The 21418-nt window shown below is 41.4% G+C and carries 18 protein-coding genes; 8 read left to right on the plus strand and 10 right to left on the minus strand.

The genetic code is table 11. From position 1 onward, the window contains the following. Nucleotides 1-750: 750 nt before the first annotated feature. Nucleotides 751-1233 (plus strand): hypothetical protein, encoded by a 483-nt coding sequence (locus JWQ85_RS03620; RefSeq protein WP_299464082.1) that lies wholly within the window; start codon nt 751-753, stop codon nt 1231-1233. A 54-nt stretch (nt 1234-1287) separates the two neighbouring features. On the opposite strand, the gene JWQ85_RS03625 is transcribed toward JWQ85_RS03620, so the two are convergent. The 5 genes from JWQ85_RS03625 to JWQ85_RS03645 form a co-directional block, all read right to left on the minus strand. Then, nucleotides 1288-1515 (minus strand): VF530 family protein, encoded by a 228-nt coding sequence (locus JWQ85_RS03625; RefSeq protein WP_299464085.1) that lies wholly within the window; start codon nt 1513-1515, stop codon nt 1288-1290. Between the two features lie 75 nt (nt 1516-1590). Beyond that, entirely contained in the window at nt 1591-2250 is a 660-nt protein-coding gene (locus tag JWQ85_RS03630) for a bifunctional 4-hydroxy-2-oxoglutarate aldolase/2-dehydro-3-deoxy-phosphogluconate aldolase (protein WP_299464088.1), read from the minus strand. Further along, on the minus strand, nt 2243-3286 hold the full coding sequence (locus tag JWQ85_RS03635) for a sugar kinase (RefSeq protein ID WP_299464090.1): 1044 nt from the start codon (nt 3284-3286) through the stop codon (nt 2243-2245). Before JWQ85_RS03635 ends, JWQ85_RS03630 begins: the two co-directional genes overlap by 8 nt. Before the next feature lie 150 nt (nt 3287-3436). Further along, entirely contained in the window at nt 3437-3910 is a 474-nt protein-coding gene (locus tag JWQ85_RS03640; RefSeq protein WP_299464093.1) for a DUF4920 domain-containing protein, read from the minus strand. Between the two features lie 475 nt (nt 3911-4385). Further along, entirely contained in the window at nt 4386-4991 is a 606-nt protein-coding gene (locus JWQ85_RS03645) for an alpha-ketoglutarate-dependent dioxygenase AlkB (protein ID WP_299464096.1), read from the minus strand. A 61-nt stretch (nt 4992-5052) separates the two neighbouring features. Here JWQ85_RS03645 and JWQ85_RS03650 point away from each other — a divergent pair, with 61 nt between their 5' ends. Further along, nucleotides 5053-5277 (plus strand): hypothetical protein, encoded by a 225-nt coding sequence (locus JWQ85_RS03650; RefSeq protein ID WP_299464098.1) that lies wholly within the window; start codon nt 5053-5055, stop codon nt 5275-5277. A gap of 83 nt (nt 5278-5360) precedes the next feature. Next, the gene (locus JWQ85_RS03655) at nt 5361-6251 is read left to right on the plus strand and encodes an alpha/beta hydrolase (RefSeq protein ID WP_299464101.1); all 891 of its coding nucleotides are present in this window, start codon (nt 5361-5363) and stop codon (nt 6249-6251) included. Here the strand turns inward: JWQ85_RS03655 and JWQ85_RS03660 are convergent. From JWQ85_RS03660 to JWQ85_RS03670, 3 genes are all read right to left on the minus strand, one after another. Then, nucleotides 6226-7482, minus strand: a complete 1257-nt coding sequence (locus JWQ85_RS03660) for a GAF domain-containing sensor histidine kinase (protein WP_299464104.1) — start codon at nt 7480-7482, stop codon at nt 6226-6228. The two genes, JWQ85_RS03655 and JWQ85_RS03660, sit on opposite strands and share 26 nt — an antisense overlap. Before the next feature lie 161 nt (nt 7483-7643). Next, nucleotides 7644-9818, minus strand: a complete 2175-nt coding sequence (locus JWQ85_RS03665) for a TonB-dependent receptor (protein ID WP_299464107.1) — start codon at nt 9816-9818, stop codon at nt 7644-7646. 54 nt (nt 9819-9872) lie between these two features. Next, complete coding sequence (locus JWQ85_RS03670) at nt 9873-10178, minus strand: DUF6660 family protein (protein WP_299464110.1); 306 nt, start codon at nt 10176-10178, stop codon at nt 9873-9875. Nucleotides 10179-10348: 170 nt separating this feature from the next. Here JWQ85_RS03670 and JWQ85_RS03675 point away from each other — a divergent pair, with 170 nt between their 5' ends. Beyond that, nucleotides 10349-12862, plus strand: coding sequence for a TonB-dependent receptor (locus JWQ85_RS03675; protein ID WP_299464113.1), 2514 nt, complete (start codon nt 10349-10351; stop codon nt 12860-12862). Between the two features lie 74 nt (nt 12863-12936). Then, the gene (locus tag JWQ85_RS03680; protein WP_299464116.1) at nt 12937-14175 is read left to right on the plus strand and encodes a PepSY domain-containing protein; all 1239 of its coding nucleotides are present in this window, start codon (nt 12937-12939) and stop codon (nt 14173-14175) included. Here the strand turns inward: JWQ85_RS03680 and JWQ85_RS03685 are convergent. Both JWQ85_RS03685 and JWQ85_RS03690 read right to left on the minus strand, forming a co-directional pair. Next, complete coding sequence (locus JWQ85_RS03685; protein ID WP_299464119.1) at nt 14172-16547, minus strand: GAF domain-containing protein; 2376 nt, start codon at nt 16545-16547, stop codon at nt 14172-14174. The genes JWQ85_RS03680 and JWQ85_RS03685 overlap by 4 nt on opposite strands. A gap of 137 nt (nt 16548-16684) precedes the next feature. Continuing rightward, nucleotides 16685-17299, minus strand: a complete 615-nt coding sequence (locus tag JWQ85_RS03690) for a phosphatase PAP2 family protein (protein WP_299464122.1) — start codon at nt 17297-17299, stop codon at nt 16685-16687. A 121-nt stretch (nt 17300-17420) separates the two neighbouring features. On the opposite strand from JWQ85_RS03690, the gene JWQ85_RS03695 reads away from it, so the two are divergent. The 3 genes from JWQ85_RS03695 to JWQ85_RS03705 form a co-directional block, all read left to right on the plus strand. After that, nucleotides 17421-18662: a Pycsar system effector family protein gene (locus JWQ85_RS03695; RefSeq protein WP_299464125.1), complete on the plus strand. Its 1242-nt coding sequence runs from the start codon at nt 17421-17423 to the stop codon at nt 18660-18662. Nucleotides 18663-18664: 2 nt separating this feature from the next. Then, nucleotides 18665-20707 (plus strand): polyphosphate kinase 1, encoded by a 2043-nt coding sequence (ppk1, locus tag JWQ85_RS03700; RefSeq protein WP_299464128.1) that lies wholly within the window; start codon nt 18665-18667, stop codon nt 20705-20707. A 2-nt stretch (nt 20708-20709) separates the two neighbouring features. After that, nucleotides 20710-21418: SdiA-regulated family protein (locus JWQ85_RS03705; protein ID WP_299464131.1), on the plus strand; the 709-nt coding region annotated here is incomplete at its 3' end.

The raw sequence follows: 21418 nt of genomic DNA on the forward strand, positions 1-21418 counted from the left end.
GAAAAGGTAAAGAAGGTTGTTAAGCCAGATCCTAACCAATATGTACCCGGCGAAGCTTTCCACGAGAAAAAACCGGAAAATTCAAAAACCTACAATTACAGTTCGGGCACCAAAGCCAAAATGAACATGAAGAAAAAGCACGGTTAAGGTTTGAAGCAGGGTTGCAAGAGTTAAATATTTTTGAGGCGACAGGTAACTCCCCTGGAGTTAAAACTCGTTTATTTAGTATTCTATAAACAGGTAGTTCCTACGGAACTGCTTGTTGAGAAATGTCCCGTAGGGACACCCTGTTTATAGTATTGGCATTAACCCGTGCCTTAGCTCCATCGGAGCTTCCTTAAAAACCTGTTGCTTTCCTTATACGTTATAAGAGTAGACATTGATTGTTGGTGACAACACCAACAGTGGCTAACAGGCCAATTTAACTCCCTCCCCATGAGAGGAGTGTGTTTGATGGTGTAGTGGCAGGAAGGGGTTTAGCATCTTTCCAATATCGCCTTATTAAATCACTCCCTGCGCCTCCCCTGTTGGGAGAGAATCTCACAACATTACTTTTCCGCCATTACTTAAATTGAACCTTTCCTATTGATTATCAATGAGGACTCCACAGGTTGTACAAACGCCTTTCAAATTGTCTCAAAACTGTGTATTTTTTTGATCAAATAACGATTGTAAAAATTTGATAATTAAGGATTTAAATCATTAATTTTAATGTAATAAATATGTTACAAACATTTAAATCCTAAAATCATGAAAAAGCTCTTTTTGTTTCTTTTTCTGTCCGTGCCATTTGTGGCAATGAGTCAGGCAAACGGCGGTTATACTGCCAGCTATTCGTCAAAGTTTACTATTGCCAGTCCAACGTATTCAGATAAAATTTTGACGCTTTGGAAAGACTTTGAAAATAATACATTGGATTCGCACGCGGATTTCTTAGCAGACACGGTGACCATGATGCTTTCAAACGGGGCTGTAGTAAAGGGTAAGGCAGAGAATTTAAAGAGTGCAAAGGAGTATAGAAGCTCCATGCAAAACTATAAGGTGAAATTACATGCCTGGCTGAGTTTAAAAAGTGACAAGAATGAAAACATTGTTTGTGTTTGGGGATCTGAAGAATATACTGATAAAACCGGGAAACAGGTTAAAACAGGCACACATGAAGTATGGGTATTTAATAAGGAGGGAAAAGTGGGTTTAATGATGCAATTCGCGAGTGTAGAGGGCAGTATGTGATAGTTTATGATATGATATTTAAAGGCTGCCTCAGGCGGCCTTTTTTGTGCGAAATTATCCCTCAATTTCTTTATAAAACTCGATGTATAGGTTTTCCACCTTTTTTCGTGCCCATGGGGTTTTACGCAAAAACTTAAGACTGGAACCAACACTGGGATTATCCATAAAGCAGTTGATACGGATACGATAACCCATCTCTCCCCAACCCAAATGGGCTACCAGGGCATTCAGGATAGCTTCTAAGGTTTTGCCGTGCAGGGGGTCATTTGATTTTTGATCCATGGGGACAAAAGTAGGATTTCTTTTTTACCACAGAGAGCACTGAGAGAATCTCTGTTCACTCTGTGGTAAATATAATTATTTGCTCAATTGGACCAGTTCCAATGCTTTTACGGTATCATTATACAACTGGTCGTACAGGCGTTTATCCAATACATTACGGCTCACCAATTTGCTGCCCATGCCCACAGCACATACCCCAGACCTGAACCATTCCGCGATGTTACCAGCCTCTATCTCTACCCCGCCGGTTGGTATGAATAATTGCCCCGGAAATAGCTCCCTGATAGAGGATATAAACGCCGGACCAACAATGTTGGCCGGAAATATCTTTATCAACCGCGCTTTATGCTGTTGGGCAACATGAATCTCAGTTGGGGTCATACAACCGGGGATCCAAAGCTTACCATGATTACCGGCTACCCGGGCAACCTCGCTATCTATTATAGGCGATACAATGAAATCTGCCCCGGCTTCAACGAAAGCCTCTGCCTCTAAACCGGTTTTTATGGTGCCGATACCTAAATGCATATCCGGCATTTCGGCCTTTACAGCTTTTTTAATGCTATAAAAATTGCTTAGCGCTTCCTTGCCCCTGTTTGTATATTCCAACACCCTAACACCTGCCCGGTACATTGTGCGTATCACCTCCAGGCTCACGTCGGCATCTTCATAGAAGAATAAAGGCAGCATGCCTTGCGATAAAATGGTATCTAAAACTATCTCTTTATTATTCATACTTTATCGCTTTAATAATTTCGTCAACGGTATTTGTGGTAGCATCACTGGTAATAAATAGTTTCTGGAATGCCGCGGCTGTTGCAAATTCAAGTGTTTGCTGCGCAGATTGATTATTGTAGAAGCCATATATAAGCCCGGCCATAAAACAATCGCCGGTACCAACTTTATCAACTTTCTGCCGGGTGTTATATTCATGCGAGCTGTAAAACCCGCCATTGGTGTATAAACTGGTGTAGTAATCAATATCATCCCATTCGTCAAAACGGAAAGTATTGGCTACGGCTTTGCATTTTGGATATTGCTCTGCTATTCGTTTTGACGACGACAGAGCTTCTTTCAGGTAAATACTCTTTTGCCCCGATTCATGAATGTCGCCCAAAACCTCAATACCTAACATTTTTTCGGCTGCCCAAATATTACCCATTATCACGTCACAGTACTTTACCAATCCGGGCATAACCTCTTGTGGTTCTTTGCCGTACTGCCATAACTTAGAGCGATAATTTAAATCAACTGATATCGTGATACCTTTGCTTGAAGCCGCTTGTAAAGCTTCCAGGCATACATCCGCTACCTGCTGATTAATAGCCGGACAAATAGCGCTAAAATGAAACCAGGTTACCCCATCCAACACTTTGTCCCAGTCGATCATACCGGGTTGCAGATCGGCAAAGGCCGAATTTGCACGGTCATAAATGAGGGCATCATGCTTTAGGTCTTTCCCTTTGGTAAGGAAGTAAAGGCCTAACCTGTTTCCATGATAGTGTACAGGCGAAGTGTCTATATTCTTTTTGTTAAGATAACTGATGATCTGCTCTGAAAGACCGTTCTTTGGCAGAGCGGTAAAGTATTTAGATGGCACATCCCATAAAGCCAGGGCTGTTGCCACGTTGAGTTCGGCACCACCTACGTAAAATGGCAGTATACTATTGTCCAGCCAATTACCGTCGGCATCCGGACTGATCCTTAACAGCAACTCGCCGAGTGATAGTACCGCGCCGCCTTTAAAGTTTTTTGACAATAAACCGCTCATAGTATTAAGGATGTTTTTCTTAGATAAGTTGGCTGAAATTATATAATTCATTTGTATATCCGTCCAAAAAAATGAAAATTGGATGGTTTGGCAAACAAAAAAGCCCGTAAACACAGTTTACGGGCTTCGTATATTCAAGTGCCTTTCAGTTTATTTCACTACCAGCACGCCATCGGCCATAATAGAAATATCTTTCTTAGGCTCCTTTATCATAGCTATTTCTTCTTTGCTTTTACCTGCATCAGCGGCGTAATGTTTCAAACGCTCAACCGATGTTTCTTTCACTTTAGCTTTACCATCAATCACTACGGTTTTACCCACGATGTTTTGCGGCATAAAGTATTCGTAGTTGGTAAATTGCACCATGATTGGTGCGCCGTTAGCTTGCGAAAGCTTCATGAAGCAACCTTTCTTTTTGCAAACCTCAACTACAGTACCGGTAACTTTACCAGTATAAACGCTATCGGCACTTAAGGTCTTGTTTAACACTTCGGTATTTACAGCATTATCCGCAGTAACGGTTTTACCATATGTTACACCGGCATCTGCTGGTTTAATAGTGCTTTGTGCAAATGTGATGGCACTAAGGCCAAGGCAAATTGCAAGTAGGGTAATTCTTTTCATATCAGGATTTTTTAGGATGATCGTTCACAAAAATAACACATTATTTTAATTATATCTTAGTGCTTTTATATGTGCTTTTTTTGCATACCTGTTGGTATGTTGTACAGCTTTATACTGATTACGGTAAAATGCATTTGAAATGCAGTTCGTTTTATTCGGCAAAAATTAACTTGTATTATTACTTCATGTAAATTATTAAAACGCCTGATTAAAAATTAGTTAAGTGTTTTACAGTTATTGATTTTCGTTATAGTTAATACTGTTTTAAGTCATTTTTTGGGTAAAACCACGGCTATTCACGGGTAATTCGAGTAAATATTTTTCAGGGAATATCAGTCACTTCCAATGCAGCAGTTGTGCCTGGGCATATAGTAACCAACAGGATTATGTGCCCGGTTCAAACAGCTAAACCAAGCTCCTACCCCTTCCTTTTTAGAAGAAGAAATTGCTCACATTAGCACTTCTTAAACCTGCTTTAACCTATCATTCGGAATGTTAGATTGATGCGCTCTTTCATCGCCTTAACAGATTTGGGCACCTGGTGCTCCCAGTTATGTTGTAGGTCGCCTTTCATGATCAATAGTGAGCCGTTCTCCAGTTCAACTGAGTACTTTAGTTTATGGTCTTGCTTGTGCCTTACATCAAAGCGGCGTACCTGCCCAAAGCTTACCGAGGCTATTATAGGGTTTATTCCCAGCTCAGGCTCATCATCTGCATGCCAGGCAACAGAATCATTGCCGTTCCTGTAATCGTTAAGCAGAACGCTGTTAAACGCTAATCCGGCAGCTTGTTCAATTTTTTGTTTGATGAAGAGCAGTTCTGGGGTCCACGGCAATGGGTGGTACTTATTGCCACTAAAGGCGTAGGTTTTGCTATTATCGCCATACCATGCGGTTAAACGGGGTGTATTTAACAATTTGCCATACATCTGGATAGTTTCCTGTTTCCATGCTATGGTTGCCTTTAGCTTTTGCATCAGGCCGGCGCTTTCATCACGCGTAAAAAAGTTGGGCCGGTAGTCCATCAGTTCAAGGGGGAGTTTTAAACCTTGCCCGCCATCAAAAAAGCTCAGTTGTTCCATCAGTATCTTTTAACAAGTTTTCGGCACGAATAGTGTTGTAATTTATCAAATATTAAAGGTTATGAGTTCGGCATTTGTAAAAGAAGGTGAAAACCAATGGTTGCACGAGATAGGCCCATCTATGAACGCTTTGCTGGTTTACTTGCAACGTGAAAACGGTGGACTAAGGATATACGAGCGGAAGAATTATTATAATGCCACAGAAGGCCGCGACGTTTACCAGATGAGCGATGGCCTTAGCTATGCCAAAAATGACGAGGGTAAATGGTATATTGTATGGGATTAACTGTTAAATAAAGTTAAACAACGATCATAAATTACCTGTTATAATTTTTTTGAGTTATCGTTGTATTACCTAATACACACACCATGAAAATTATTCGTTTGTTGTTCATAGCAATTTTGTGCCTCGTAATTTTTGCCTGCAACACTTCATCGCAAAAGAATAAACAAGCAGGTTCAACTTCAAAAGTCAGTTTGGTTAGCAATGGCGTCCGTATTGATTATACCGATACTGGCAAAGGCGATACTACCCTCCTGTTTGTTCACGGCTGGTGTATTAATAAAACTTACTGGGCCGACCAGGTGGCCTACTTTGGTAAGAGGTACAGGGTAGTTACTATAGACCTGCCCGGCTTTGGGAAATCTGGTAAGAACAGGACCAAATGGAACACCGCCACCTTTGGCCAGGACATTAAGAACGTGATAAACCAGTTAGGACTAAAGAATGTAATATTAGTAGGCCACTCAATGGCCGGTAATATTGTTTTGCAAGGAGCCGTTGACGCACCCGAAAATGTATTAGCGCTGGTTGGGGTAGATAACTTTAAGTCGGTTGGGGTAGCTTGGACTGATAGCGTAAACGCAATGAAAGAATATGCCGAAGCTATGGCGGCAATGAAGAAGAACTTTAAAGCCGTTGCTTTTGATTGGTTTAATAAAGGCTTATTTTACAAAACTACCAGTAAGGCCCTCAGGGAACGCATACTAAATGATGTAGCTCATTCCGACTCTACCGTTGCCATTGCGTGCCAGGAATGGGATAATTTTAACGATGCCGCCCAACTATTAAAAGCTAAAAAGAAACTTTACCTCATCAACAGCGACTATCAGCCAACCGATACCACGGGCTTAGTAGCCAAGAAAATCCCTTATAAGTTACTGGAGATACATGCCACAGGCCATTTCCCGATGGTAGAAAAGCCGGCGGAGTTTAACAAGCTGTTAGATAATGTTATTGCTGATATTGAACATTATTAAGTTCAGTGGCTACCAACGATGGGTTCTTTTTTATAGCAAACACAAAAGTGGTGCCCTCCCCTAATTTTGATTCGGCGTAAATATTACCCTGTAGTTTATCTATTAACAGCTTAACGGTGTATAACCCAAGCCCGTTCCCTTTTTTGTTAAAGCGGTCGGTAGTATTTAGCGTAACGTCTTTCTCAAATATCTTTTCCAGATTAGCATATGCAATACCCACCCCATTATCGATTATTTTAAAGCTGTAACGGTCATCTTCTTCCCTAAAAAGTATATTAATACTCCCTTGTGGTTTATCGTTATACCTAACAGCATTTGTAAACAGGTTGATAAATATCTGTTCAAGCACTACTGCCGAACATACCACCGTATGCTCTATTTTAGGCAGGGTAACCGTAATATTATGCGGCATATCAAGCAAATTCACCACATTTTTAAGCAGCTTATTTAAATCTAAACATTGCTGGTTAGATAATAATAAAGCGGGGGTGTTAGAGTATGCCATCATTTCATCAACCAGGGTAAGCAGCCTTTTTGATGAGTTGATGGTTAGGGCAACAAGATTGCAACTTTTTTGATCGCCGGTATTTTTCAGGCGTATTTGCAGTGCCTGCGATGTAAGTAAAATACTGCTTAACGGGTTTTTAATATCGTGGGCGGCTGTAGTCGCAAATTTTTTGATGAAGGTATTGGTTTCTAATAACTCCTGATTAGCTTTTTCTAACAGCACCAATTTCTTGCGCAGTTCCATTTGGGCTAATACCTGCCGGGCCAGTATTTTAAGTGATCTTGTCTGTTCATCGGTAAGTTCTTTAGGCTTCACGTCTAATACACATAACGAGCCTAAAGCAAAACCTTCTTCGGTAATTAACGGCACACCAGCGTAAAAAACAACATTAGGATCGCCGGTTACCAGCGGGTTTGATGCAAAACGATCGTCCTCACGAAGATCGTTCACTACCATTATGTCGGTTGTTTCTACAATTGTATATGCGCAAAAGGAATGCTCTTTTGGCGTTTCTGAAACATCGGAGCCAACAATAGCTTTAAACCACTGCCTTTTATCATCTAACAGGCTAATAAGGGCAACGGGAGTTTGGCAAATTTGGGATGCAAGTAGGGTTAGCTCCTCAAAATCATCTTCTGGGGCTGTATCTAAAAGATTATACGAAGCTAACGCAAGTAGGCGCTCACTTTCGTTTTCCGGGATCGGAAAGTAAAAAGAATTCAATAGTAACTAATTAGATTATAAATATACACATTCTGGCCGATACTATCGCTGTCAGCTTCCTGCATTATTATCGTTATAACGGCAAGGCGAACCAAAAATTACTGCCTTTATCCACTTCTTACTTACGTATTTTCAGATAATTTAGATGATCTATAAACTTATTAAAGCTTTAGTTTAATACCACCATTTACAACAAACCCATCTAACGGGGCATAAATATCCCTAAAAGTTGGGTTGCTAATGCTGCCGGTGTAAATAGTATCAAAGCGGGTTTGGCGGGTATCGGTAAGGTTTTCAAAGTTGATGAACACCGAAAAACGCTTCCATAGTTTCTCTGCCATTAAGCCGGTTGTCAAGTAAGCTTTACCCGTAGCGCCGTCGTTTAATTTTTGCGGACTAAAATAATAAGCCTCCGCGCCAATCTTCCATTGATCTTCTATCTCGTACATCAGCACATTATTTAGCCGGTGTTTTGATACCAGGGTGTAGTTACTTATTACATTACCGATATGCTGCTTTACATCGGCCAGTGTATAACCCACAAACAACTTAAAATCGCCATAAGTTATTTTAATGTTTGTTTCTATGCCTTTGGTGTTAAGGTCGCCCGGTGGCTGCTGATATTGCAAGTTACCGTTGGGTAACTGGGTAAGCAGTATAGGGTGCTCTATACGGGTATAAAAGAATAGCTGGTTGATACTAAAGCTCCCCTTATCATCAAATATAGCCGTACGATAATTAATATCGTAGTTAGCGCCGTATGAGCGCTCGGCACGGGTATTGGCTACATCTATAGGGAACACATTTCTAAATTGGATACGTTCTGCATCCTCTGTAAATACATTTGGCCCTTTATAGCCCAGGCCACCACCCAGGCGGGTAGAAAAATGCGAATTTATCTTCCACAAGCCAGATAACCTTGGCAGGAACATAAAACCATACTGATTGTGATAATCGCCCCTTATGCCGCTCTCCAGCGTAAAAGCATTGCTTACATTCCAGGTGTTTTGTATAAACGCGCCTATGGTGTTGTTTTGGTAACTGCGTAAAGGGAAACTGCTGTTCCTGTTCTCGTGGAAATTATCCGTCAGGAAGTTTAACCCGGCAACCCAATCAGATGTATTAGTATTGCGAATGTAATTTGCCTCGGTATACGTAGAGATCTGTTCGCCCGAAAAACGATAGTTGGGTAGGTTTATGGTTCGATCATAAAAACTAACACTGTTTTTAAAGATCAGCTTTTCGGCGCTATTTAGCTTATGTACCAGTTCGGCCTGGCTGCTGTAACGGCCGGTTTTGTTCTCTTCAAAGTACGAATGCAGGGCGTCGCCATCACCTTCAATATAATGCAGATCGCCCCCTATCCTGTTTTCGACTGTGGCATTAATACCGGCGGTTAGGGTGGTATTATCATTAAAATAGAAAAATAGTTTTGGGTTAATGGTAAAGCGGTTATACTTGGGTATAGCAGTCAGGTCGATATCAGAGGGGTCATAAGCCGAGCCGTGGTTATAAGCCGCATAAATGGTGGTTCCTATTTTACTGAACTTTTGCGCGTAAAATATGCTTGCATCCAATCCCCGGGCAGATGTGCCATTGAGCAACAAATTTAATTGCCGCTCATTTGTCGGGGTTTTTGATACTAAATTCACCAACCCAGCTATTGCACCGCCGCCATACAAGGTGGATGAAGAACCCTTTATTACCTCCACCTGTTTCAGATCAAGCGGGGCAACCTGTAACAGCCCCAGCCCCCCCGAAAAACCCGAGTACAACGGAAAGCCATCGCGGATGATCTGCGTGTATTTACCATCGAGCCCCTGGATACGGATACTGGAGTTACCGCTGGTTGCTGATGTTTGCTGGGTTTGTATGCCCGTGCTTTCGGCCAGTACCATACGGATATCGCCGGGTTTCATATTGCTTTTCTCGTCCAACTCCTCGCCCGATATTACCTCAACCCGTGTTGGGATATTGGCAATGGTACGGCTGCTACGTGTTGCAGATACCACAACTTCGTTCAGTTCATTATCTTCTTTCTGCAGCAATATTTGCATGGACTGCAACTGTGTAAGCGGAAAAGTGATGGTATCCTGCCTGCTGATATAACCTATGTAGCGAAATATAATTATTTGTTTGCCATTGGGCAGGTTCTTTAATATGACCAGTCCGGAAGTATCAGATGTAGCGGCTGTTGTTGAGCCTTGCAATGCAGCCGTAGCACCATTAAGCGGCTGGTTTGTTACGGCATCTTTAAGTACAGCCGTAAATGTATTTTGAGAATAGGCTATAGCGGTATAAAGCAGCGCTATAAAAAGCACAGTAAGTTTTTTCATTTTTTAGAATTAGAATTAATACTGGAACGGGCCTGTGATGGCCATAAATGTGTATTAACCTATTTGAGGCGGCTGCCAGATGAAAAGTGAGATCTCCTTAATATCGGGCTGCTGATAAGGAGGATAGATCTGCCTGGTTTTAACAAGACTTAATAATAAACTTGCTGTTACTGTTTTTGAAATAGTAAAGCCCGCGCATGTTCCACATGAAAAGAATGGCGAGCAGCCTGTGCAATCCTTTGCTTTGCTTGTATCTGCATGCTCTGTTTTTACCACGGCATCGCAATCACTATCTGTACAGCAGGGCTTAACAGATAACACAACAACAATGAAAGAAAAAATGATACAAAGCAGTTTCACGAAGCAAAAGTATCAATTAAAACATATACAGTACACTATATTTAAATTTCTTCACATTAAATCTGTACTCCTCATTTGTTTAAAACTTATTTAAACTAATTCTAAATAATATTTGGAATTTCAATTTGCGTGTCTATTTTTGCGCCTAATTGGAATTAATCTAAATAACAATGCTGAAATACTTACACAATTACCTTTTAAAATTCCCTTTAGTAATGCTTTTAATGCTTGTAAGCATTACTTCAATTAAAGCAAATAATGATGATGACAGCAAAAACGGTAAAATTACCGGTCACGTAAAAACCAGCGATGGCCAACCCGCTATATTTGTTAACGTAGGTATTGTTGGTTTAAATAAGGGAACCACCACCATAGACGATGGTTCTTTTATAATAGGCAACGTAAAGCCGGGCACCTATACTTTAAAAATATCTTATGCAGGCGCGCTAACCGAACAGAAAACGGTTACTGTTACTGAAGGCCAAACCACTAATGTTGAGTTTGTACTTTCAGAAAACTCAACCCAGTTAAATGAGGTTGTTGTATCATCAACCAAAACCATTAACCGGAAAAACCTTAGCATAGGCAAAATGAACATTGCTCCTATTGATCTGCCGCTAAGCGTTACCGTAATTGGTCGCGATGTGCTGGATCAGCAGCAATCGTTACGTTTAAGCGATGTTATAAAAAACGCGAACGGCATTTACCTGTATAGCGCCCGTGGTAACACACAAGAAACTTTTGGTGCACGGGGCTACAATTTTTCGAGCACTAACATGTTTAAAAATGGCTTCAGGGTAAACTCAGGTGCCACCCCGGAGATAAGCTCTCTGGAGCGTGTTGAGATCTTAAAAGGCAGTGCAGCACTGCTTTACGGAAACGTTGCACCAGGCGGCATTTTAAACATGGTTACTAAGAAACCAATATTTGCACAAGGCGGCCAGGTAAGCATGACCTATGGCAACTACGACCTTTACAAACCTGCCTTTGATGTTTATGGCCCTATATCATCCAAGTTAGCCTACCGCTTAAACGGAACCTATGAAAAAGCAAACAGCTACCGCGATAATGTGAAATCGGAAAGGTTTTACGTTAACCCATCGTTACTATACAAGATCAGCGATAAAACAAACATAGTAGTTGAAGGCGATTACCTTAATTATGACTTCACACCAGATTTTGGTATAGGGCAAACAAACAACATTATTGCCAATGTACCGCGTAGCAGGTACCTAAGCCCGTTATGGTCTGTAGGTAAAACAAAACAAACTACTGCAACAGCTACTATTAACCACCAGATAAATAGCCTTTGGCAATTAAGCGGAGGTTTCTCCTACCAAAGATTTGACCGCCAGTACCAAACCACAGAGCGTGTACAGCCGGATGCAGTTGGTGACTGGTCGCGCCCTTTAAACCGCGCTAAAACACTTGAAGATTATTATACAGCGCAATTTAACGTAACCGGTCAGTTTAATACCGGCGTTATTAAACACAATATTTTAGTTGGGCTTGATGCCGATAGATATAATAGCACCAATAACACTTATGTTGCAGCAATAAAAGATGGTAAGCTCGACTCAAAAGGCGTATCAAGCTACATTGATCAGAATGGTAATATTCAATCAGCGACTTACGATAAGATCAACATATTTGATCTGAACAAATATCAGCAGCGCTTAGATATGCCTGTAATGAATGCTATTTACAGTGTACTAACACCAACTAACCGTTTTGGAGTTTATTTTAACGACCTGATCAGTTTATCAGAAAAAGTAAAAGTTTTAGCGGGTATCCGTTGGTCTTACCAGTACATATCCCCTACCAATGTTACCGGGTATTATACACCAGACCTAACCCCAGCTTTTGCTAAAGGTAAGGAAGACAAGGCATTTTCGCCACGGGTAGGTATCGTTTACAAACCAATTGCCAATACCGCTCTTTTTGCCAGCTACTCAAATTCGTTTATAACCAATACCGGTACCGATGTTAATAACAACCCGCTTGACCCATCATTAGTTGACCAGTTTGAAGCAGGTGTAAAAAATGATTTCCTTAATGGTAACCTATCTGTAAATGTTACCGCATACCGTATAATAAATAACAATCTTGCACAAACAGCTCCTTTTGGCCCGGATGGGGTAACGCCTAATACTAATGCAACCCTAAAGGCATTGGTAGGCGAAACCAGAAGCGAGGGTGTGGAATTGGATATAGCAGGTCACCCTTTCCAGGGATTGGATGTGTTAGCCGGTTACAGCTACATAAACGCGCGTTATACCAATACGCCAAAATCTCCGGGCAACTTTTTACCGGGTCAGCCTTTACTTAATGTGCCTAAGCACACCGCCAACGCGAGTATCTTCTACAATTTTTACGATGGCAGCCTTAAAGGCTTTAAGGTTGGTGCATCAGTTTATTACCTGGGCAACCGTACCGCAGGCTTCGCCAATGTGTACCCGGCTACAAATCCGGCTCCGGGCCAGCCACAGCCCGCCTCAAGACTACTTGCCGTACCAGATTTTACTACTGTTGATGCATCTGTGGGTTATACCTACAAAAAGATCTCCATTATTGGTAAGATCTCAAACATTGGCAATGTGCTAAACTGGAATGTGCACGAAAACTATAGTGTTAACCCTATCCCGCCAAGGCAGTTCTTAACTACCCTTAGCTATAGGTTTTAATATACAGGGATATATAATACCATAAAACAAACCGGGCTTGCAAAACAAGCCCGGTTTCATAATAAATAAGAGATATGAAAGTATTTTTCCGCACTATTCACCTTTATTTGAGCCTTGCAGCCGGCATAGTTATTTTTGGTTCGTGCCTTACAGGCACTGTGCTGGTGTTTGAGAAAGAGATAGACCATGCCCTCCACCCGGAAAGATACTACGTAAAACCCCAGGCCGCCCGGCTTCCTTTATCACAATTAAAAGCTATGGCTTTAAAGCAAATGCCTAAAGCTAAGCCAGCCTCTATAATGGTGTATAATGATGCGGAACGTACTGTTGAATTTGGTGTTATAGTCCCCGAAAAGAAAGGAAAAGGCAACAAGGAAAAACAAACTGCGAAACCCGAAGAAAATAAAAAAGGCCGTGGTGGCGATATCAAAGATAAAAAGCCTAAAGAAGCGGAAAGGGCAAACCTGATCTTGTTTATTAACCCCTATAACGGGGAGGTTGTTGGGCAGTATAGCCGCAGGCAATCGTTCTTATTCAGTGTAGAAATGTACCACCGCTTTTTGCTGGCAGGTAAGGACAGCGCCGGGGATCTGATAGTTGGTATCGCTACCCTTTTGTTTCTGTTTATACTTATAACAGGCGTAATATTATGGTGGCCAAAAACTAAAAATATAATGCGGCAGCGCCTCAAAATAAAATGGGGTGGCAGCACTAAACGCTTAACGCATGATCTGCACCTGGTTACCGGTTTCTACACATCGGTTTTCCTGATCGTTACCGTAACTACCGGGCTGATCATGTCTTTTAAATGGGCTAATAAAGCGTTATATGCCGTAACAGGTTCGGCCATACAAATTGAGCAACCCAAACCTCCAAGATCGGTTTACCAGGCAGGTGTTAAACCCTTAAGTATTGATGAAGCTTTAAAGGGCTTATCGGGCAAAATAAACACAGCCAATTTTTACACTATCCGCACCCCGAAAGATTCGACCGGTACATTCAGCGTAAATATTTTGCCACAGGGTGCTATCGAAAGTACAGCCGATACCTATTTTATTGATCAGTATAGCGGCAGGCTGGCAGGTTCGCAGCTTTTTGCTGATAAAAGCCTGGGTCAGCGGGCAAGGGCTTTAGTAAAGCCTATACACACAGGGGCTGTTTACGGTTTGCCAACCAAGATAATTAGCTTTATTGTATGTTTACTTTCGCTTATTTTCCCGGTTACAGGGGTTATGATGTGGCTTAACCGTATCAAAAAGAAAAAACCGGATGCTAAACGGTTAGTGAGGCATAAGCATGTATTACAAGCTTAAATAGCGAGTGCCGGGGCTTCCTGCAGCAATTCTGTATAGCTAAAAAAGTTGCGGAGCGGCAAACTGGTATTGTAACGTATTTTTACACGCAATGCTTTTAGGCCCGATACACTCTGCAGGTCTTCTACTTCCAGCATCTCGATCTCATCATCCAGCATTTTTTTTGATTGCAGGAAACGGATGTAATTCTTGTACTCTACCTCTTCCTCGTGGTTGGTATAAACAATGGTGATCTTGCCTGGTGCGGTTAAACGCTCGGTTGTACCTTTAACAAAGGCTTTGTCGATACGTTTTTTGACTATCTCGAAACGGGCGTTATAAGTACCATCAACATCAAAACGTTTCTCATCCATCCTAAAGCGGATAGAGATTGGCAAGCTGAACGCCAGTATCAACGAAGTAACATCAAGTGGATATGGCAGGGTGGTTTTCAGGAAATGGTGTTCCAGTTCCATCTCGCATAATACCTGTAATTGCCATAAGCGCAGGTTATATAAATAGGTAACATCAAATTTCTTTGCCGGTGCTATGGTGGCGCCTATATATAGGTTATGCTCGATACCATCGGTTTTAAAGCGCTCGTAATAATGCGGGAACACGGCTTGGGCCTGCGTTTGGGCACGATCAAGCAGCAAGGCCATTTTCTCGTTTATCAAGGCAACCGTTGTTTCATATTTGCGGCGGTTATGATGAAAATCGCCGCCTTTATCAGCATTTTCAAAATACTTATCAATTGCGGCTTTATAGGTTTCAGAAAAGCCATCTGTGACCCTTAATAAAGGATGGATATGCATTTCTAAATAACCCTGAATGTGCTGCTCGGTATCTGCGCGAAGCGGGCCCTGTACATCCATTACTAACTCCTGTAGGTTACGTACGTTTTGCTCAATGTTACTATCGTTTTTTGAGAGCTGTAATTGTTCTAGTAACGGTATAAGTGTAGTTAATTGGTTTTGCAGATCTAATTGAACGCTGTGGTTACGGGTATCTGATGAGCCTTTTATATCTATCTGCCCATAAAGCGGGTATACGTCTGTAAAGGTCACCTCTTTTAAGGCATAATCCTTTTTCAGCCCGCGATATTTTATGAATTTAACAGCTTCTTTTTTAAACTTCCAATAAACGCTTGGGTGTATAGTGGTGTATTCGTTTTGGATAAGCGCCTGTATCTGGTTTTGCATGTAGCTGTACTGCCTGTCAATAGTATCAGTAATGTAAGGCATTACTATTTCCAGTTGATTGGCATTAATACTATTCAGCTCGCCTACACGATTGGATACCAGCTCAATTATCCCCAATAAATGACCGTTCTTAAGCACCGGTGCCAATATAAGGCTTCCTATACCCTGTTCTAAAAACCGTTTCGCCATTGTGTTACCCGGGTCCTTCAGCAAAAATTTAGCAACATCAGATACTGTAAAGTACACACGCTCTTCAACCAGCTTTGATAATGAAGTTCCACAAAGTGTATCAAAGCATTGCTCTTCTACATCGTGCGGTACCAGATAACTTTTAAGATTAGGGTTAAAAGTGGCGATACTAAACGTATTCTCTACATCATTAAATGAAGTAAAACCAATATCCAGATCGGGAATTTTGTATATCGAACGAAATACTTCTAAAATATTATTTTTTAAATTACTGCCATAAGTTGCACCTAACAATGTCCCTTTCAAAGCCGAAACGGCGTTTTCAACCGTAGCATCAAAAAGGTTTAGTATGGCAAAGCCTTTCAGTATCCAGCTATCTTTAGGGAAATACTTTTTCCACAAAGCAAGGTCATCATAATTATCACGTAACAGCTCTATGTCTTCAGCAGTAATTATTGGTGCATTTGGTGCCGGTACCAGATCCATAAAATCTGCATTGTATAAAATGCGATAATGTTTCATTATACCTTTAGCATCGGGAATATCATAAAACCACGACCTGGAGAAATTAAAGTTTGTGCCGTAAAATTCATTCAGGATGATACAGCAGCTATTAACATAGATCTGGTGCTCGGTGAAATCTCTTATATTAATATCAAAGGCCGAACCAGCCTCGGCCAATATATTTTGCAGGCGCTGGCTCTGGTTAAAAAGCACATCCTGGAAAGGGACCGTTATGGCCTTTATCTCGTTAAGTGTAAGTACTTCGGGGAAAATATCTGCTGTTAACCGTTTAATGATATCAGCATGTTTCATTAACTGATCTGTATCGGTAATGCCTTCTCTAAGTTCGGGGTAAGGCTCAATTTCGTCCAAAATTTCTTGCGCCATGGCAGAACGCATACCGTTTTTCAAAGCGGCCTGCTTTTCCAAACGCTCTATCAGTACATGGAATGATATGCGTATCTGGAAGGGGCTATCTGCAAATGCTTTAAGATTCATGGGCTAATAGTGTTCATTACAACACCAATCAAATTCTGAAACAAATTTAAGTAATATATTAACTGATTAATACTATTAAAATATTCTTTATGACTTTACTACGAAGCAAACAATTGAACTTTACTTCTAAATGTCTGTTATCGTTTCAAAGGCTGTAATAATAAGGCAGTTCCGGTGCCCAGTAGTGCCCCGGCGGTTACATCTGTTGGGTAATGAACACCTAAATACATGCGCGAATAGCTAACAGACCCTGCCCATAAAAACGATGGCGCTATTACGTACCATTTGGGGTAAGCATTTGATAAAGCCATAGCTGTAGAAAATGAGCTGGCAGCATGGCCCGATGGAAATGATGTGCTGCTTGCCCTATAAACCGGTACTATATTTATATTTTGCACAAATGGCCTGGGGCGTTTAACCAAATGTTTTATCAACAGCATAAGCCCGTAAGAAACCGCTGTGCTGCTGGCAATATATAACGAGTTTTGACGCATTTGGCTGTCATTACTAATAATGCCCCCTACCAGTAACGCGGCAGGCACGCCAATATCACCATACATATTTGTGCGCGATAAAAACAACATCACATCTGTTTGTGGCGGTGTACGGCTTTCCTGCAGGTTGATTATTATTCTGTCATCAAACTGTTGAATTTGGGATTGAGCGACTGAGCTTGGAGCGCACGGCAGCATAGTAATTAGCTGAATAACAGCAAAAAACAACAGGAAGTATTTATTGCAGGCTAACTTCATGTATACGGGCTAAATATTTAATTTTATATTTATACCAAAGTAAATAATATTTACCGCCGAAAGGGTCAATCACAGGTAATAAATTGTTTGACCTGCATCTGCTTACATCTAAATATATATCATGAATTACCCCGAGTTACTTCGCCAGGTTAGGGAATATACATTAGCATACTATAAAGCACACGCTGATAGCAAGCTCATTTATCACGATAAACAGCATACCGAAGATATGGTAACCGCCGCCACACAAATTGGCAACCATTACCAACTTAGCGACCGCGATTTTTTTATTGTGCAAACAGCAGCATGGTTTCATGATCTGGGTTACATGATCGATATTCAGCATCACGAAGCCCAAAGCACCGTGTTGGCAGAAAACTTTTTGCGTAAACATAGTGTGGATGAGGCTGATATAGCTGATATAAAAGGTTGTATACTGGCAACCCAAATGCCGCAAAAGCCCATTACGCAGTTAGAAAAAATTGTTTGCGATGCCGATCTTTTCCATTTAGGCACAGACGATTTTTTTAAGAAAGACAAACAAATGTTAAAAGAATATAATGCCTTGAACCATACCGATATAGGAAAGTTGGAATGGCGCCGTAAAAGCATTAAATTTTTAGAAAGCCACCAGTATCATACCGATTATTGCCAGGTGTTATTAAATAGTGGCAAACAAGCTAACATCCAAACCTTAAAAAACAAAGTTGCTGCGGCCGAACAAAAGGCGGCTGAAAAACATACCGAAACCATGCAACAACCAGGAGAAGCCAAAATAACTGATACACTTAAGCCAGAAAAAGAGAAGATACTTAAGGTTGAGCGCCCGGATAAAGGTATCGAAACCATGTTCAGGATCAGCTCAAGTAACCATCAGCGCCTGAGCGATATGGCCGATAACAAAGCACATATTATGATAACGGTTAACTCCATTATCCTATCGGCGGTTATCAGTATATTGTTGCGTAAGCTTACCGAGTACGAATATTTAATTATCCCAACATTCATTCTGTTATCTATCAGCTTACTGGCCATGACGTTTTCTATCCTGGCTACCCGGCCGTCAATCCCCACAGGTATTTTCCAGCGATCTGACGTAGATGAAAAAAGGGTGAACCTGCTTTTTTTTGGTAACTTTTACAAAATGCCATTAGAGGATTATACTTATGGCATGGTAAAAATGATGGAGGATAAAGAGTTTTTATACGGCAGCCTCATAAAAGATGTGTATGCGCAGGGCGTAGTGTTAGGTAAAAAATACAGGTTACTACGCATAGGCTATAATATTTTCATGTACGGGTTAATAGCGTCTGTAATAGCATTCATCGTAGCTTCGGCAATATATAATAGGAAAGATTTCTAAGCATGCCGGATTTCAAATACTTTAACCGAGACATTAGCTGGCTCAGCTTTAACCACCGCGTGCTGGAGGAAGCCACCATTGCCACTGTACCCTTAATAGAACGGATACGTTTCCTTTCTATCTATTCCTCCAACCTTGATGAATTTTACAGGGTGCGCATGCCTGTACTTAGGGCCTTAAAAAACATAGGTGAAAAAAGCGAAACCATTGATGCCGATGAACAGGAGAATATTTTGCAGCAGGCTACCACTATGGTTTTGCAGCAGCAAGTACGTTTTGGCGAGATCTTAAGCACACAGCTTATCCCCCAATTAAAAGACAACGGCATAAGGCTTTTATATAACGGCGACTTGCCGCAAAGCCTCAAGGAAGAGATCTCGGATTATTTCCTGTCGGAAGTGCTGGCCTTTTTGCAGCCCGTGGCACTAAATGCCGATACCAACTTTTTTCCCGGCAATAACAAGCTTTATTTTATTATACAGTTACGCAATGGCGGCGATAAGGAAGAGTTGGTATTGTTAAATATCCCATCGGATGACTTGCCAAGGTTCTTTTCGACCAAATGTGATGGCGAGCAGTTCATTTGTTTTCTGGATGATATTATCCGTTTCAATCTCGATAAACTCTTCAAAAACGTAACTATCGATGGTTGTTACAGTATAAAAATAACCCGCGATGCCGAACTCGATCTGAAGGATGAATACCCGGGCGGATTATCTGACCAGATAGAACAGCAATTACAAAAGCGTGATAATGGCCTTGCCACCCGCTTTTTGCACCAGGCGGATATGCCACTGCGTACCTTACAACTGATCATCCAGCACTTTGGCCTTCAAAATGCCATCACAGTTGAGGGCGGCAGGTACCATAACCTTAAAGATTTAAATAGCTTACCGGTAAATACCCCTGCCCTGCTTTATGATAAATGGCCGGCCATTAATTTGCCTGTATCCGTTGATGAGCCCCTGACTGCTGTTATGGCTAAGCAGGATTTGCTGGTAAATACACCGTATCAATCTTACCATACCATTCTGCGTTTTTTTAACGAGGCGGCTAATAACCCCGATGTTGAAGAGATAAATGTTACGCTTTACCGTGTAGCAAGCGATTCTAAAATTGTGAACGCCCTTATCAGCGCGGCTAAAAATGGCAAACAGGTAAAGGTTGTGGTAGAGCTGAAGGCCCGTTTTGATGAAGCCAATAACCTGAAATGGGCTAAAAAGATGAAGAATGCCGGTGTACAGATCATTTATAGCGTTACTGCGCTAAAGGTGCACGCCAAAGTAGCGCTGGTTAAAACCCGCAAAGGCGACCGCATTACCTACTCGGGTTTGCTGGCTACCGGTAATTTTAACGAGGGCACAGCAAGGTTTTATACCGACCATATCCTGCTAACTACAAACCCTGAGATCCTGCGCGAGATAGAATTACTGTTCCTTTTCCTTGCCAAGCGCCAAAAGCCATCCGCAGAAAATCAGATAAAATTCAATCACCTGTTGGTTGCAGGTTTTAACCTGCAAGCCGAATTTTTAGCTTTAATAGACAGGGAAATAGCCTTTGCCAGGCAAGGGCAACCTGCTTCTATCATCATAAAAATGAATAACCTGGAAGAAAGGGTGATGATAAATAAGCTGTACGAGGCTTCGCAGGCCGGGGTTAAAATACAGCTTATCATTCGTGGTATTTGCTGTTTGATACCGGGCGTTAAAGGCATGAGCGAAAACATTAGCATTAAACGAATTATTGATCGTTATTTAGAACATGGGCGTGTGTTCATCTTCAATAATAATGGCAACCCCGAGGTATTTATGGGATCGGCAGATTGGATGAACCGAAATATCTACCATCGCATTGAAGTTTGTTTCCCGGTTTATGATAATGTTATTAAACAGCAGGTTACCCATTTGGTAAACCTTCAATTAAATGATAATGTACAAGCGGTAGAAATAAATTCACATTTAGATCAAGTAAAGGTAGAAACTAAAGGCGACGCGGTACAATCGCAAAAAGCCATCTATCAATATTTAAAAACTTTAAATAAATAAGCATGAAAGCAGCCGTGATATTTTCTCTGTTACTGATAGGCATGATAGGTTCTTCATGCAGTCAGAATAAAACCACGGGTAGCAAAAGCCCGGCGGGATACGATCTGAACAACCCGGTAAAATACCAGATGGGGACAGATCTGTTAGAAATATCGGGCATTGCTTTCAATAAAGGCGATAACAGCACCCTTTACGCCGAGCAGGACGAAGAAGGTAAGATCTTTTACTTCCGCCCGGGCGATGCAAAAGTGAACCAGGCAAAATTTGGCAAAACCGGCGATTACGAGGATGTGGCTATACTAAATGAGCAGGCTGTTATTTTGCGCAGCGATGGCAGCTTGTTTAGCTTCCCGCTAAGCGAAGTTAAGGCCGGGCAAATAAACAGCATTAAAGAATTTAAGAAAATTTTGCCTACCGGCGAATACGAAGGCCTGCATGCCGATGATGGCAAACTATATGCACTTTGCAAACAATGCGCAGGTGTAAACCACAACAAACAATGTAATGGCTATATCTTAAATTTAGCTGCCGATGGCAATATTACCCAAAGCGGTACTTTTACTATTGATGTACAAAAAATTGCTGCGTTAATTGGCAAGGCAAAAATGAAGTTCCATCCATCCGCGTTAGCAAAAAACCCGCTTACAAAGCAATGGTATGTACTTTCGTCGGTAAATAAAATGATCGTAGTGCTTGATGAACGCTGGAATG

The organism is Mucilaginibacter sp. (genome assembly GCF_028288105.1).
In the GTDB taxonomy this organism is placed as follows: Bacteria; Bacteroidota; Bacteroidia; order Sphingobacteriales; family Sphingobacteriaceae; genus Mucilaginibacter.

Excerpts from the sequence above, each read along its gene's own strand:
- JWQ85_RS03620 (WP_299464082.1), top strand. The coding sequence starts at position 751 with ATGAAAAAGCTCTTTTTGTTTCTTTTTCTGTCCGTGCCATTTGTGGCA.
- JWQ85_RS03625 (WP_299464085.1), bottom strand. The coding sequence starts at position 1,515 with ATGGATCAAAAATCAAATGACCCCCTGCACGGCAAAACCTTAGAAGCT.
- JWQ85_RS03630 (WP_299464088.1), bottom strand. The coding sequence starts at position 2,250 with ATGAATAATAAAGAGATAGTTTTAGATACCATTTTATCGCAAGGCATG.
- JWQ85_RS03635 (WP_299464090.1), bottom strand. The coding sequence starts at position 3,286 with ATGAGCGGTTTATTGTCAAAAAACTTTAAAGGCGGCGCGGTACTATCA.
- JWQ85_RS03640 (WP_299464093.1), bottom strand. The coding sequence starts at position 3,910 with ATGAAAAGAATTACCCTACTTGCAATTTGCCTTGGCCTTAGTGCCATC.
- JWQ85_RS03645 (WP_299464096.1), bottom strand. The coding sequence starts at position 4,991 with ATGGAACAACTGAGCTTTTTTGATGGCGGGCAAGGTTTAAAACTCCCC.
- JWQ85_RS03650 (WP_299464098.1), top strand. The coding sequence starts at position 5,053 with ATGAGTTCGGCATTTGTAAAAGAAGGTGAAAACCAATGGTTGCACGAG.
- JWQ85_RS03655 (WP_299464101.1), top strand. The coding sequence starts at position 5,361 with ATGAAAATTATTCGTTTGTTGTTCATAGCAATTTTGTGCCTCGTAATT.
- JWQ85_RS03665 (WP_299464107.1), bottom strand. The coding sequence starts at position 9,818 with ATGAAAAAACTTACTGTGCTTTTTATAGCGCTGCTTTATACCGCTATA.
- JWQ85_RS03675 (WP_299464113.1), top strand. The coding sequence starts at position 10,349 with ATGCTGAAATACTTACACAATTACCTTTTAAAATTCCCTTTAGTAATG.
- JWQ85_RS03680 (WP_299464116.1), top strand. The coding sequence starts at position 12,937 with ATGAAAGTATTTTTCCGCACTATTCACCTTTATTTGAGCCTTGCAGCC.
- JWQ85_RS03685 (WP_299464119.1), bottom strand. The coding sequence starts at position 16,547 with ATGAATCTTAAAGCATTTGCAGATAGCCCCTTCCAGATACGCATATCA.
- JWQ85_RS03690 (WP_299464122.1), bottom strand. The coding sequence starts at position 17,299 with ATGAAGTTAGCCTGCAATAAATACTTCCTGTTGTTTTTTGCTGTTATT.
- JWQ85_RS03695 (WP_299464125.1), top strand. The coding sequence starts at position 17,421 with ATGAATTACCCCGAGTTACTTCGCCAGGTTAGGGAATATACATTAGCA.
- ppk1 (WP_299464128.1), top strand. The coding sequence starts at position 18,665 with ATGCCGGATTTCAAATACTTTAACCGAGACATTAGCTGGCTCAGCTTT.